Annotated in this window: 12 protein-coding genes; 7 read left to right on the top strand and 5 right to left on the bottom strand. The window is 42.1% G+C overall.

Going from position 1 to position 15,013, the window contains the following annotated elements; genetic code table 11:
• Positions 1 to 334 precede the first annotated feature (334 nt).
• From NDN60_RS07975 to NDN60_RS07985, 3 genes are all read left to right on the top strand, one after another.
• Positions 335 to 892, top strand: a complete 558-nt coding sequence (locus NDN60_RS07975; protein ID WP_011373929.1) for an XRE family transcriptional regulator — start codon at positions 335 to 337, stop codon at positions 890 to 892.
• Positions 893 to 946: 54 nt separating this feature from the next.
• Positions 947 to 1,816, top strand: a complete 870-nt coding sequence (locus NDN60_RS07980; RefSeq protein WP_197704867.1) for a CynX/NimT family MFS transporter — start codon at positions 947 to 949, stop codon at positions 1,814 to 1,816.
• Positions 1,817 to 1,900: 84 nt separating this feature from the next.
• Complete coding sequence (locus NDN60_RS07985; protein ID WP_182159577.1) at positions 1,901 to 2,125, top strand: Inner membrane transport protein YeaN; 225 nt, start codon at positions 1,901 to 1,903, stop codon at positions 2,123 to 2,125.
• A 593-nt stretch (positions 2,126 to 2,718) separates the two neighbouring features.
• Here NDN60_RS07985 and NDN60_RS07990 read toward each other — a convergent pair.
• Together NDN60_RS07990 and NDN60_RS07995 are read right to left on the bottom strand one after the other, a co-directional pair.
• The gene (locus tag NDN60_RS07990) at positions 2,719 to 3,951 is read right to left on the bottom strand and encodes an ArgE/DapE family deacylase (protein ID WP_056947729.1); all 1,233 of its coding nucleotides are present in this window, start codon (positions 3,949 to 3,951) and stop codon (positions 2,719 to 2,721) included.
• A gap of 115 nt (positions 3,952 to 4,066) precedes the next feature.
• Entirely contained in the window at positions 4,067 to 4,954 is an 888-nt protein-coding gene (locus NDN60_RS07995; RefSeq protein WP_056947728.1) for a LysR family transcriptional regulator, read from the bottom strand.
• Between the two features lie 122 nt (positions 4,955 to 5,076).
• Between NDN60_RS07995 and NDN60_RS08000 the strand changes: the two genes are divergently transcribed.
• The 4 genes from NDN60_RS08000 to NDN60_RS08015 all read left to right on the top strand — a co-directional run bounded on the left by NDN60_RS08000 (position 5,077) and on the right by NDN60_RS08015 (position 9,971).
• The gene (locus tag NDN60_RS08000) at positions 5,077 to 5,652 is read left to right on the top strand and encodes a DapH/DapD/GlmU-related protein (protein ID WP_011373934.1); all 576 of its coding nucleotides are present in this window, start codon (positions 5,077 to 5,079) and stop codon (positions 5,650 to 5,652) included.
• Position 5,653: 1 nt separating this feature from the next.
• Positions 5,654 to 6,397 (top strand): SDR family oxidoreductase, encoded by a 744-nt coding sequence (locus NDN60_RS08005; RefSeq protein ID WP_056947726.1) that lies wholly within the window; start codon positions 5,654 to 5,656, stop codon positions 6,395 to 6,397.
• Positions 6,398 to 6,517: 120 nt separating this feature from the next.
• Positions 6,518 to 9,049 carry a M1 family metallopeptidase gene (locus NDN60_RS08010; RefSeq protein ID WP_056947724.1) on the top strand — a complete coding sequence of 844 codons (2,532 nt, stop codon included), beginning with the start codon at positions 6,518 to 6,520 and terminating at the stop codon, positions 9,047 to 9,049.
• Positions 9,050 to 9,155: 106 nt separating this feature from the next.
• Complete coding sequence (locus tag NDN60_RS08015) at positions 9,156 to 9,971, top strand: Cof-type HAD-IIB family hydrolase (RefSeq protein ID WP_056947722.1); 816 nt, start codon at positions 9,156 to 9,158, stop codon at positions 9,969 to 9,971.
• A gap of 40 nt (positions 9,972 to 10,011) precedes the next feature.
• Here the strand turns inward: NDN60_RS08015 and NDN60_RS08020 are convergent, their stop codons facing one another.
• Genes NDN60_RS08020 through NDN60_RS08030 form a run of 3 tightly spaced genes read right to left on the bottom strand, consistent with a single transcriptional unit; the run spans position 10,012 to position 14,913 of the window.
• Positions 10,012 to 11,472 (bottom strand): glycoside hydrolase family 1 protein, encoded by a 1,461-nt coding sequence (locus NDN60_RS08020; protein ID WP_056947721.1) that lies wholly within the window; start codon positions 11,470 to 11,472, stop codon positions 10,012 to 10,014.
• A 17-nt stretch (positions 11,473 to 11,489) separates the two neighbouring features.
• Positions 11,490 to 12,941: a 6-phospho-beta-glucosidase gene (locus tag NDN60_RS08025; protein WP_099947604.1), complete on the bottom strand. Its 1,452-nt coding sequence runs from the start codon at positions 12,939 to 12,941 to the stop codon at positions 11,490 to 11,492.
• Positions 12,942 to 12,960: 19 nt separating this feature from the next.
• Positions 12,961 to 14,913, bottom strand: coding sequence for a beta-glucoside-specific PTS transporter subunit IIABC (locus NDN60_RS08030; protein ID WP_056947719.1), 1,953 nt, complete (start codon positions 14,911 to 14,913; stop codon positions 12,961 to 12,963).
• Positions 14,914 to 15,013 lie beyond the last annotated feature (100 nt).

A 15,013-nucleotide genomic window follows, 5' to 3' on the forward strand; every position in this document is an offset into this window, starting at 1 on the left:
TTTGTGTAGGAACATCAATGATAACAGAGATTTGTCTTGGTGTTTTTTATTTTATCAATTAGCTAAAAGTATTTGGCTAACTTGATTATAAAACGCGCGAAATTAATTCGAGCAGAAAAAACTTAAAGCAGTCTCTTTTAATGCTAGTAGCTTTTTGGGGAAGGTATTGGATCAGCAATAATCCTACCTAATAGGACTATTGCTAACTAATTTATAAGAATATATATTTTATTATAAAAATGTCTATTATAAATATAACAGAGTATAATATATATAAACTAAGGAGCTTAGTTAAGCATTTTAGCCAAAAATTAATATAACGGGGATAATTACTATGAGTTCAAATAATAATATAGTTAATAATATCGGAGAACAAATTAAACAATTAAGGCAAAGTAAAAAAATAAGTGTAGAAAAATTATCAGAATTATCAGGACTAAGTTCACTAACTATAACAAAGATAGAGAATGGAAAATCGAATCCAACAATAAATACTTTATGGAAGTTAACAAAATGTCTAGAAGCCCCACTAATGTCTCTATTTAAAAATAGAGGAAGTAATGTCGTTTTTTCAACTGAAAATCATGGTTATTTTTTAGAAGATGAAAATCACAAGTGGGAAGTCGAACCAATTGTAGGTCAATTTGATTTCGAGGTATATAAAGTTCGGCTAAAAGCTAATAGTAAGTATTATCTAGATAGCCAGACTTCTAATACTTTAGAGGTGATAACTGTACTATCAGGGACATTAAATCTTAGAGTTGAGCATGATAGTTATATTGTTCATGAACACAATACAATTTACTTCATAAATAATAATTCGCATGAGTATATTAATGATACTAATGAAGATATTTTGATGAACATAGTTGTAAAATATGAGAACCTATAATGTAATATGCAATTATATACTATAATATATAATTGCATATTTTGGAGGGTTCATATGAGAGAGAGAGTACAAGAGAAGAGTGTAGAGGTAACTGTATTACTTCTAGGAATTATATTTGTCGCAACAAATTTAAGAGTACCATTAACTGCAGTTGGCCCTTTAACAGGTTTAATTAAGGACAATATTGGTATTTCTGGAACTATTGCGGGATTTTTAACGACAATTCCGTTATTGGCTTTTGCTATTTTATCACCAGTGGCACCCAAAATAGCTGAAAAATTGAGTCTAGAATATACTATTGGTTATTCTACAATCGTATTAGTTATAGGGTTATTTATTAGATCAATTCCCCAAACAAGCACTTTATTATTTGGAACTATTTTAGTAGGTAGTGCAATTGCCATGTGTAACGTATTAATTCCAAGTTTAATAAAAAGAGAATTTAATCATCGCTTAGGCCTAATTACTGGTATTTATTCAATTAGTATGAATTTATGTGGGGCAATTGCATCTGGAGTTAGTTTTCCATTAGCTAATAATCTAAATCTAGGTTGGAATAATTCACTTAGGATTTGGCTTATTTTGGCTTTAATTGCTTGTATCGCATGGATTCCACAATTGAAAAGACATGATAAACCAGATAAGATAGAGGAATTACCTATAGAGAATAGTATTTGGCATTCAAAAACTGCGTGGCAAGTTACTATATTTATGGGCCTACAGTCACTAGTATTCTACGTGTTAGTCGCGTGGTTACCTGAAATGCTTATTCAAAAGGGATTCACTGCAGAACAAGCTGGTTATTTATTGTCAATGATGCAATTATTTTTATTACCATTTACATTTATAATTCCAATTATTGCTGGGAGGGTCAAAAGACAGAGTAAAATTGCCATAAACACATCAATCCTAATGTGTTTATGAATTAGTGGGCTTTTTATAAATAATACTATTATTATAGGAATTGCTTTTATTGGAATCAGTGGTGGCTGTGCATTTGGACTATCAATGATGTTTTTTAACCTAAAAAAAAGAAATGCAAGAGAAGGGGCAGAACTATCAGGCATGGCTCAATCAATTGGTTACTTGTTAGCTGCAATTGGCCCAACTCTCTTTGGCTTTATGCATGATATGACTCATAATTGGAATGTATCATTAATTATTTTAATTGTGACTGCTATTTTATTAGGGGGATTTGGATTCTTTGCTGGTGAAGATAAATATATAAATTAAAATTATGACAGATGTTTTTACCAAATAAATAGAAACGTTAGTATGGGTAACAAATACCCCAAAAGTTAAAGTAAATAGTTAGTTGTCTTTTCTAGGTGGCACATTGTCGATATTTTATCGGCGATGTGCCGCCTAGTTTCATTTTTTTAGGAAAAAATAAACCACACCTTTTAGGTGCGGGAGTTAGAATTAGCTTCAGCATTAAAAATCCCTTTCGCTATAGAGAATGGCTACCAACCAAATCTAAAAGCGAAAGGGATTTTTATCATGTCTCAAGTAAAAGACGATAGTAGTTTAGCAGCACATACCAGATGGCAGTGTAAGTATCACATAGTGTTTATCACAGACATATTTTTAGGAATTGATTCTTTTGTTTAGTGTAAGTTATTCTGAACGAATTAAAATCGAAATTTTTTGTGAGCTAGAACTGTCCAATACTTAAATAGAATAGGTTAAAGTACATTAGTGCTCAAAATATGACGACTATGTTACTCAGAATTAACCGAACTTTGATTGAAGCGCTTAACCGAGGCGATATTACCAGATTATGTTGACTAATTTATTAAAAAATTTAGATCAAATTTGCAATCTATCTATTTTAAATAATCCGTCATGACTGCTTTAAAGAAGTCGATGTGTTTGAGGTACATTTCTTCGTCAACGTATTCGTCGATCATATGACTGGTATCATTGCCGGGGCCGACAACTGCCACTGGTAAGTTGGGGTTATTCTTAGCAAAGTGGGCGGCATCAGTACCACCAGCAACGTGCATCAGTGGATAAGCTTGGGATAACTTTTGTGCGCCGATTTTTTGAACACTTTGAATGAATGGTGCCTGTGGATTACTTTTAACCGGTGGTTGGTTATTAATGACAGTTAATGCTAAATTCATGTCTGTTTGTTGGTTAAGTTCAGCAATAATGGCATTGAGATCGGCAATGACTTGGTCGCCAGTTAATGCGGGGGTCGTGCGAACGCGGCAAGTGAGTTCTGCGTGACCGGGGACCGAATTAATTTGTTCACCACCATTGATTAAGGTTGTGACGGGAACAATATCGCCGAGGACATCATCGATGGGATGCTTTTGATCGAAGTATTGTTTTTGTCGATTGTAGTAGGTGAGCAAATGGTCAATTGCGTTAATACCGAGTTCGGGCATTGAACTGTGGGCTGTTTTACCAGTCGCCGTCACTTTAAAATCAAGGGAACCGTTGTGGGCGAAAATCAGAAAATGTTGTTCATTGGTTTGATTAGCTCTGAGTAGTTTTTGGACGATTTCTGTGGGAAATTTGTCGCTACTGTTTGCCAAGGCTTGTTTATCAACGCCAGATGGTTCGGCAACTAATAAGGCTGTCAAATTATCGGCATAACCTTGGGTTGTTAAAGTTTGGGCACCAGTTTCGTTCTTTTCTTCATCGACTGTTGCAAGGAGTTTGATTTGACCATTTAATGGGACATTTTCATCGTGTAATTCGATCATTGCAATCACAAGAGCGGCCAGTCCAGATTTCATGTCAGTAGCACCCCGACCGAAGAGTTTACCATCGCGAGCGGTTAGGGTGAAGGGATCACTCGTCCATTTGCTGCGATCGCCGATGCTGACGACGTCCATATGACCAGTCACGCCGAGGACTTTGTCGGTTGCTTCACCTAGATAGGCCACTAAGTTTTCGCGGCCTGGTTTAGAAGCCACTTTTTCAGTCTGGATACCGTGTTGTGTGAATAGATCGGCTAAGTAGTCGGCAATCACACCTTCCGCTTGGTCTGTTGTATCAATTGAGACCAGTTTTTCTAAAATTGCGATTTTTTCAGTTTTTTCCATCATCAAAAGACCTCCAGATAAGATTCAATATGCATTATAGGGCCCGTATTTAGGGAAAGCAACGGACATAAATTAAGAATTTCTGCAAATAAAGTGCATATTGAAAAAGCCGTCACAGTTAATGTGACGGCTTTTTGTTTGTCTGATCTGTGAGGGCTTCTTTAAAAACCTGACCAGCACTCGAGAAGACTTGGCCTTTTTTCCAGATAATGTTCGTATTGACGGTTAGTGGCGGATTAAACGGAACGAATTTTAAGCCGTTGTCCTTAGTATTGATAATGCCGTCGATGCACAATGCGGCGCTGTTACTGGTTTTGACCAATAATGAGGCGTTATATAAAAGCGTGTAGGTCCCGATAATATCAAGTTGATCAAGGTTAGCGCCAAACCAATTACTAATTTGTTGACGAACGAGTGATTGTCCCGAAATTAATAAGGGATATTGCGCCAAGGTTGCTGCATCAACGGTCGAGTGCGCCGCAATTGGATGGTCGTCGGCAACTAGTACGCCCCAATGATCTGATACGGGTAAGCGGACGAATTCATAGCGCTGCTTATCGACAGGATCAATAACGAGACCAAAATCGAGCAAACCTTGATCAATCCGTTCTTTGACCTCATCGGCAGTGCCGCTGAATAATTGCAGAGTGATATCAGGGTAGCGTTGTCGTAAATCATTGATAATCATCGCGATTAGTTGAAAGGCCTGCGTTTCACCGGCGCCAATGCTGATGGTCCCACTGACGACCTGATTATGCGTTAAGTTATTTGTCGTTGTATCAACTAAAGATAAGATTTCGCGTCCGCGTTTTTGCAGGTAAATGCCATCGGTTGTTAATGTGATTTCGCGATTGCCACGGGTGAAGAGTTGAACGCCTAATTCAACCTCCAAGTCCTTAAGTTGTTTAGAGAGCGTGGGCTGTGATAAGTGGAGGACCTCAGCAGCCTTACTGATTGTTTTCTCCTGGGCAACGGTTAAAAAGTAATTTAAAACACGTAAATCCATAATACTTCTCCTATTGATAAAAGTTATAGCTAGCTATTCGATATGAGTATTAGTCATTGTTAGTTTAGCGAAGTATACTGAAAACAGCAAGTAAAGAAGCGCGCTAAAAGGAGGTAATCAAGGTGGACTACTCATTGCGAACGAGAATTGCGAATCAACCGATTTACCGTGATTCGGAGTTGTTTAAAGAAATTCATTTGGTCAAAGGCAATAATGAGCGATTAGTGATGGAAATGAATACAGGCTATCACGATGCAGCCGAAGTACGGGCGTATTTAAAGTGTATTACGGATCAAGAAATAGATGAACCAGTGACAGTGTCATTACCCTTTTATACGGACTACGCTAAACACATTACCTTTGGTAAAGAGATTTTTATTAATAATAATGTTCTATTCGTTGATTTAGGTGGGATTACGATTGATGATCACGTGTTGATTGGGCCGCGCGCCTCATTAATTACCGTGAATCATTTGGAAAATCCAGCCGATCGGCGTGGGTTATTCGTTAAACCAGTTCATATCAAACAGAACGCATGGATTGGCGCGGGGGCAACAATTCTCCCCGGTGTGACAGTCGGCGAAAATGCGATTGTGGCTGCCAACGCAACTGTCACCAAAGATGTACCAGCTAATATGATTGTCGCCGGCACACCGGCAAAAGTCATTCGTCAAATTAAAGCAGAAAAGGAGTTTTAACATGTCAATTCAAAATAAAGTCGTTATCATTACAGGTGCCTCATCAGGTATCGGAGCAGCAACTGCCAAATTATTAGCAAGCAAAGGGGCTAAGGTTGTTTTGGCCGCTCGTCGCAAGGATCGGCTCCAAGCCTTAGTGGCAGAAATCGGGGAAAATGCAATTTACCAAGCCACTGATGTCACTAATCGAGACCAGATGGCAAGCTTAGTCCAATTAGCACTCGATCGGTTCGGTCGCGTAGATGTCTTATATAACAATGCTGGCGTCATGCCCCAAGGAAATCTGAGCGAACGCGATTACGATCAATGGCAAAAGATGCTCGATATCAATATCATGGGTGTTTTAAACGGGGTCGGTGCGGTTTTACCAACGATGCAAGCCCAACAAGATGGGTTGATTATCTCAACTGATTCGGTTGCCGGACATGTCGTTTATCCAGCTTCTGCCGTTTATAACGGGACAAAATATGCTGTACGCGCCATTATGGAAGGGTTACGAGAAGAAAAAGATAACGGCATCCGCTCAACGATTGTCTCACCAGGTGCTGTTAAAACAGAATTGGTCAATACAATTGGCAACACCGCTGTTTTCGAAGGCGTTAAGCAATTAATGGATGCCCCAGAAGAATCAGCGTTGGCCCTCAATCCAGAAGACATTGCTAATGCAGTCTTATATGCGATTGACCAACCAAAACATGTGGTAGTCAGTGAAGTCTTGATTCGCCCAGCTAAACAACAAGTTTAATTGATTAAAGAAGACGTTCTGTGGAGCGTCTTTTTTATGTTGATGAGATGGATGACAACAGCTTTTTGAAATGAAAAGTCGTATAATAACAGTATTCTAAATGAAATTGGAGATCATAATATGGCAGAATTGATGCGTTTTTATCAAAGCTTTCAACCGGAACATTATCAAGTTTTTTTAGATATTAATCGGGCTCAAAAACGATTTAGTGGTCGGACAACAATTACCGGGACCGCTAAGGATGCGGTGGTCTTAATTCATCAAAATGGTTTGGTGATTGAAACGGTAAGTGCTGCGGGGAAGAGCGTGCCATTTACAGTTGATAATGACGCGAATGCCTTGAAGGTCGAAGTGGGCCAACCAGGCGAAGTGACATTGGTCATTTCATATACTGCTGTTTTAACGGATTCGATGATGGGCATCTATCCTTCTTATTATCAAGTCGATGGGGTGCAAAAAGAATTGATTGGGACGCAATTTGAAACCAACTTTGCGCGCCAAGCTTTTCCATGTGTCGATGAACCAGAAGCCAAAGCCACTTTTGATTTAGCGATTAAATTTGACGAACACGAAGGCGAAACAATCCTCAGCAACATGCCTGAAAAAGAAGTTATCGATGGCGTTCATCATTTTGAAACGACAGTTCGGATGTCAACGTATCTTGTGGCGTTTGCCTTCGGTGAACTCCAAGGCGCACAAACGAAGACGAAGAGTGGCGTTCAAGTGGGCGTTTTTGCCACTAAAGCGCATCAAGCCAACGAACTCGAATTTGCATTGGATATTGCCAAACGTTCAATCGAATTCTTCGAAGATTTCTACCAAACACCATATCCACTCCCACATTCATGGCAGTTGGCCTTACCTGACTTTTCAGCCGGTGCAATGGAAAACTGGGGCTTAGTCACTTATCGAGAAGCTTACTTATTGCTCGATCCAGATAATACGGCGCTAACGACGAAACACCGTGTAGCAACCGTGATTGCCCATGAATTGGCGCACCAATGGTTCGGCGATTTAGTGACAATGCAATGGTGGGATGATCTCTGGTTAAACGAAAGTTTTGCTAATATGATGGAATACGTCGCCATCGATGCACTTGAACCTGATTGGCACATTTGGGAAAGTTTCCAAACCTCAGAAGCATCAGCTGCTTTACAACGGGATGCAACTGACGGTGTTCAATCAGTCCACGTGCAAGTTAACAATCCTGCTGAAATCGACGCCTTATTTGATGGCGCGATTGTTTATGCTAAAGGTGCACGGATGCTCGTGATGGTCCGCGCTTTAATTGGCGACGATGCATTACGCGCGGGTTTGAAAGCTTACTTTGCAGCCCATCAATTCGGAAATGCAACAGGGGCTGACTTATGGGTTGCACTTGGTAAAGCCGCTAACTTAGACGTCGGTGCTATTATGAATTCATGGCTCGAACAACCAGGTTATCCAGTGGTAACGGCTAAAGTCGTTGACGGACAATTAACGCTTAGTCAACAACAATTCTTCATTGGCGAAGGCCAAGAGGTTGGCCGGCAATGGCAAATTCCATTGAAGAGCAACTATGCGGCTGCACCATTGTTGATGACTGACCGCAAATTAGTGCTTGGCGATTACGCGCAGTTACGTGCCGATAATGGGCAACCATTCCGTTTAAATGTGGGGAACGAATCACATTTCATCGTTAACTATGATCAAACGTTATTCGACGATATTTTAAAAGATAGTGCTGAAATGGCACCAATCGCGCAACTTCAATTACTACAAGATTTACGTTTATTGGCTGAAGGACGGCAAATTAATTACGCCGATGTCGTTCCAGTTCTAGCACCATTTGCTAAAAGTAATTCTAACTTAGTGGCTGATGCACTTTATACAGTGGCTGGTAATTTGAAGAAGTTTGTCACAGCCGGTGAAACAAGTGAACAACACTTGCGGACTTTCTTCGATAAATTGAGTAAAGCACAAGTGGCACGCTTAGGTTGGACGGTTCAACCAACGGATACCAATGATGATCAATTGATGCGGCCGACAGTTTTAAGTGCAGCCTTGTATGCTAAGAACCAAGCACCGATTGATGCGGCGCACGCATTATTCCAAGCTAACCAAGATCAGTTGGCAACTTTACCAGCTGCTATTCGGGTACTAGTCTTGATGAATGAAGTGCAAAACTTTGGTAACGCCGCGCTTTATAGTCAACTCTTAGAAGCTTATCGTCAAACTAGCGATGCCAGCTATAAGAACGACTTGAGTGCTGCCTTAACACGGACGACTGATCCTGAATTAATCATCACTTTAATTAGTAAATTTGAAGATGCCGGGACAATTAAACCGCAAGATTTACGGGCTTGGTTCCGGGGTTTACTCGCTAACGATGCGAGTCAACAAGCCACTTGGGATTGGATTCGCAATGATTGGCAATGGCTAGAAGACACAGTCGGTGGCGATATGGAATTTACAACTTATATCACATCAATCGCGGCAGTCTTCAAGACGCCAGAACGTTTAGCGGAATTCAAAGCCTTCTTCGAACCTAAATTAGATACCCCAGGCTTAACCCGGGAAATAACGATGGACATTAAGGTCATCGAAAGTCGCGTGGCCTTGATTGAAAGTGAAAAAGAAAAGGTTAATGCGGCAATTGCAAAGTGTTTATAGTTAAACCGGTGTATTGCAAAAACTAAAAGATGGGTTTGAATAGCAATCACATAGATTCGCCAACCAAAGCATTTTACAGATTAAATTTAATTTGAGGAGTACTGAGATGACGATTAAATTAGTTGCGATTGATATTGACGATACATTATTGAGTTCACAGCACCAACCGCTAGCCAGTACGAAGCAACAAGTCGCTAAGGCGCTTGAACAAGGTGTGAAGGTTGTCTTGTGTTCCGGGCGGCCATTAGCTGGCGTGACACCCTTTTTGAATCAATTGGGGATTACTGGTGACGAGCAATATGTGATTACGTTTAACGGCAGCATCATTGAGACGGCGGCCGGTAAGATTCTAAAAGAGTCAGGGATCAGCCGTGAAACGTATCAAGCCATCGATCAGTTTTCACGGGAAACAGGTTTAGCGTATAACGTGCTTAATCAGAATAGTGCGATCTATACAAGTAATCTAGACGTTGATCCCATTACGGTTGTTCAAGCTTGGGAAAATGAGGCGGGGATTCATATCCGTAAACCGAGTAAAGTCGCTCCTACAATACAAATGGTAAAAGCTGTCTTTACTGGAACGAGTGACCAGCTGGACGCACATGAATCACAAGTGCGCGCACAATTTGGAACGGATAACTATGTTGTTCGTGCGGCTGACCGCTTTTTAGAAGTGATGCATGCCGATGTCAATAAAGGCAAAGCGGTGCAATATCTCGCGAACGAGCTAGGGATTGCACCTGATGAAATTATGGCAATTGGCGATGAGAAAAACGATATTCCAATGTTCCAATTTGCCGGAACTGCGGTGGCGATGGGTAACGGATCAGCAGAAGCGAAAGCTCACGTCGACTTTATTACCGCCGATAACGATTCTGATGGGATTGCGCAAGCATTCGATCGATTTATTTTTACAGTATAAGAAAAAGCCCCGGACAAAAGTCGGGGGCTTTTTCTATGTTTTAGAGGTCTTCACCATTGTTGGCAATAACGTTTTTGAACCAGTAGAACGAGTCTTTACGGCGTCGTTCGAGCGTACCGTTGCCGTCATCATCTTGGTCGACGTAAATAAAGCCGTAGCGCTTGGACATTTCAGAGGTAGAGGCACTAATTAAGTCGATTGGTCCCCACATGGTGTAGCCCATTAGATCCACGCCGTCTTGAACGGCCTCTTTCATCTGTGCGATGTGTTTGCGCATGTAGTCAATACGATAAGGGTCATGAATTTGACCGTCAGCTGCAACCTTATCGATTGCGCCTAAGCCATTTTCGACGATGAATAGTGGTACACCATAGCGTTCCCAGAGATTGTTGAGGGTAATCCGTAAACCGACGGGATCAATTTGCCAACCCCAGTCGCTTGATTCGAGATACGGATTCTTTTCACCGAGGATTAAGTTGCCAGCTGTTTTTTCACCGGCGGGTTTAGCTGAGCTGACCATTGACATGTAATAGCTGAAGCTTAAATAATCGACCGGATAATCTTTGATTATTTGTAAGTCGTCAGGTGCCATTTCAAGTTCGATGTCGTGGTCGTTGAAGTAACGGTTCATATAGTTGGGATATTCGCCACGGACCTGAACATCTGTGAAAAAGAGATTCAATTCATCATCTTCTTGCGCTTGACGGACATCGGTGGGGTTCGGTGTTTTAGGATAACTTTGCATCCGCGCCAACATTGAACCAATTTTCGCATCGGGCATCAATTCATGACATTGTTTAACGGCGATGCTACTCGCAACAAATTGATGATGCAGCGCTTGATAGCGCAGTTGTAATTGCTCATTTGGAGAGAGGGTATCGTCAACCGCGCCGGTACCAGTGAATCCCCAAGTTGCGGCATTAATTTCGTTAAAAGTCATCCAGTATTTAACTTGATGTTGATAACGTTTGAAGACCGTTTCGGTATAGCGGTTAAACGCAGTGATGGTTTCGCGACTGGTCCAACCGTTATATTTCAGTGTCAGTGCAAGCGGCATTTCGTAATGGGAGAGGGTCACGACTGGCTCGATATTGTATTTTTTGAGTTCAGCGAAGACGTTATCGTAGAAGGCTAAGCCTATTTCATTGGGTTGCGCGTCATCGCCGTTTGGAAAAATACGAGCCCATGCGATACTTATTCGAAAAGCCTTGAAGCCCATTTCGGCGAATAATGCGATGTCTTCTTTGTAGTGGTGGTAAAAATCGATTCCGTGCCGTTTTGGATAAAGGGTATCGGTTGGATCGTCAATTGCGACTTGAATGCTGTCTTTAGTCACGGTGTTCATTGAAAAATTCTGGCGATCGGTCGCTTTTTGGACGACTTCGGCGGTCGTGAGCCCCTTGCCGTCGATATTCCAGGCACCTTCAATTTGATTAGCCGCGGTTGCACCACCCCATAAGAAATCTGGTTTAAAGCCGGTAATTGGTTGTTTTGAATACATAATTGTCCCTCCAAAAATTAAAATGTTTGGCCGTTATATAACACGCTACCGTTGGTTTTAATGACATTTTGATACCAGTAGAAAGAATCCTTTGGTGTACGGGCTAATGTGCCGTTACCATCATTGTCGCGGTCAACGTATACGTAACCGTAACGCTTGTCCATTTCACCTGAACCGGCGCTGACTAAATCGATACAGCCCCATGAAGTGTAACCGATACAGGGTACGCCGTCGGCAATTGCTTGGCCCATAGCGGTGATATTTTCTTGCAGATAACTGATACGGTAGTCGTCGTGAATTTGACCATCAGCAGTGACTGTATCACGTGCACCTAGGCCGTTTTCAACGATAAACAGTGGTTTTTGATATCGATCATAGAGTTGATTCATTGTCGTCCGTAAGCCAAGACCGTCAGTTTGCCAGCCCCATTCGCTTGTTTTGAGATATGGATTTTTAAGCGAGGCGAAGACGTTACCTTCAGTTTGTTCATTCACCACTGGATCAGCACTAACTAAACGAGATGAGTAATAACTAAATGAAATGAAGTCGACTGTATTGGCTTTGAGAATCGCCTCATCATCAGGTCCCATTGCTAATACGATATTTTTGGCTTTAAATAACCGCTTGGCATAGTTCGAATAAGCACCACGTGATTGCACATCGATGAAGAAGTAGCCTTCGCGATTGGTTTCAAGTGCTTTGAAGACATCCGCTGGATTTGGCGTATTCGGATAAGTTTCGCCAGCGGCTAGCATGCAGCCAATTTGATTATCTGGATCGATTTCATGTGCAAGCTTGGTTGCTAACGCTGAAGCCACTAATTGGTGATGGGAAGCTTGGTATTTAATTTGATCTGGATGAGCAGCATCGGAAATGTCCATGCCACCGCCTAAGAACGGAATGTGGAGAATCATGTTGATTTCGTTAAACGTTAACCAATAGTGAACTTTACCTCTATAGCGTTTAAAAAGCACCGAACAAAAGCGCAAGTAGTGGTCGATCATCTGGCGATTGGCCCAGCCGTTACACTTATCCATCATCGCTAGTGGGGTATCGAAATGGTTGATGGTCACGAGTGGTTCAATGTTGAGCTCGCGACACAGATCAATCACGCGATCGTAAAAGGCGAGACCGGCTTCGTTAGGTGTTAAATCATCACCATTTGGGAAAATACGAGGCCAGCTAATTGATAGCCGATAGGTTTTAAAGCCCATCTCAGCCACCAAGCGCAGGTCTTCTTCATAATGATGATAGAAATCAACGGATTTGTGACTTGGATAGAAGTCGTATTGAGTCGCTTGCGCTTTTTTAGGATTCATTAGGGCTTCCCAGCGGCCATAGTGAGCATCTGGCAAAATATCAACGAGCGACAAACCTTTGCCGTCGGTTTGGTAAGCACCTTCATATTGGTTAGCGGCAGTTGCGCCGCCCCAGAGAAAATCTTTTGGGAAAGGGGTGTGATTAGTCATCTTTAGTCTCCTTTGAATGTTATTTTAAAGTTAAGAGTTGATCGCCAGTAGACACAGTTCCGGTTGAAATCAGAGGTGCCACTGAATCGTACAAATTACTATTAGTAATGATGACCGGTGTCGCGATTTCGTAACCGGCCGCTTGAATGGCTTCAATATCGAAGGTTAATAATAAATCACCGGGGAGGACTGCTTGCCCCTGTTTCACATGTACCGTAAATGGTTTGCCCTCAAGTTGGACGGTATCCATCCCGACATGCATTAAAATTTCAGCACCGTGTTCAGAATTAATACCAATTGCGTGTCCAGTTGGAAAGACGAGGCTGACTGTTCCGGCAACGGGTGCGAAAAGTTGGCCATCAGAAGGAATGATTGCCACCCCTTTGCCCATGACAGCTGATGAGAAAACAGGATCTTTTAGTTCTGAAAGAGGTATTACGGTGCCACTAAGGGGACTAGTAATGATTTCAGGTGTTACTTTGGCAGGCGCTTCTGTCGGAGGAGTAGGTGCCATAGGAGCAGCGGGTTCAACGGTTGCCACTTGATCTTCCTTAGAAATGCCGAAGAAAAGTGTTAATAATAATGCAATTACGAAGGCAACAGCGGCAGCAATTAGCGCACCGTAAACGGTCATATCGAGACCGGTCTTTGGATTGATAAAGTTCGGAATACCGAAGACACCGAGTCCACCCACGAGGTAGCCGCGAGTGCCAAATAAGCCGAGTAGCAATCCGCCGACTGCACCACCGATACAACTGAAGATGAATGGCTTTTTACGTGGCAGTGTAATCCCGTAAATTACGGGTTCTGTGACACCGAAAATCCCAGAGATGAAAGATGACCAGCCTAAGCCTTTGAGCTTTTTATTTTTCGTTCGTAATGTGATGGCTAAAACAGATCCGATTTGTGCAAAGGATGCGGCAAAGACAAGTGTTAAAATCGTGTCGTAACCCAGTGTGGAAATGTTGAGAATTGCCAGTGGGACAATCCCCCAATGAAGGCCGAAGATAACGAGCACTTGCCAGAGGCCACCAAGCACTGCCCCAGTAACTACTGGACTGAATTGATAGAGCGCATTACTACCAGCGCCTAATAGATCACCAAGCCAAGTTGACAGTGGACCAATCACTAAGAAGGTCACCGGCACAACGACGAGGGCCGTACAAAACGGTACTAAGAATGTCCGAATCACTTCGGGTAAGACTTTTTTGAAGAAGGGTTCAACTTTTGAGGTGAACCAAACAGCAACCACGATTGGGATGACGGATGACGCGTAACTCATCATAATCACTGGAATACCAAGGAATGTTGTGTAAATTGGTGATTCGAATAGCGTACCGGCAAACAAAGTGTAAAGTGGTTTAGCGCCTGTTTGCGCCAGCGCTGAAGGGACTCGTCCCACGATTGACGGGTAAACGAGGGAGGCCCCAATCACCATACCGAGGAACGGATTGACTTTGAATTTCTTGCTGGCACTGTAGCCTAACATAATTGGAAAGAAATAGAAGAATGAATCGCCGAGCGCAAATAGAATTTGATAAGTGCCAGATTTGATGGTGAGCCAACCGACTGCGACAAAGAGGGCGACGAGCCCTTTAATCATCCCGGTTGCCGCTAAGACGCCAAGCGTTGGTGCGAAGATGCCAGAAATTAAATCGATGAATTTATCGAGTAAACTCATTTTAGGTTGTTGGTCGTCATCATCAGGGACGATGCCTTCACCGGTAATATTGCCGATTTTCAAAAGTGCGTCATAAACGTCAGCGACTTGATTACCGATAACGACTTGGTATTGACCACCACTTTGGACAACCGTCACAACGCCGTCCATATTTTTTAAAATATCAGTGTGCGCCTTTTTTTCGTCCTTCAATTTGAAGCGCAAGCGCGTCGTACAGTGGACGACGCTGCGGATATTTTCGGGTCCGCCCACGTTTGCCAAGATGTCTGTTGCAAGTTGTTCGTAAGCCATGATAGTACCTCCTTAGATTAATAATTGTTAAAACAAAAACCCAGCTAATGAATACAGCCTAAAAATAGGTCGCATTCGTTAACTGGGTTAATGCCTGATC

The organism is Latilactobacillus sp. (genome assembly GCF_033176295.1).
GTDB classification, from domain to species: domain Bacteria; phylum Bacillota; class Bacilli; order Lactobacillales; family Lactobacillaceae; genus Latilactobacillus; species Latilactobacillus sakei.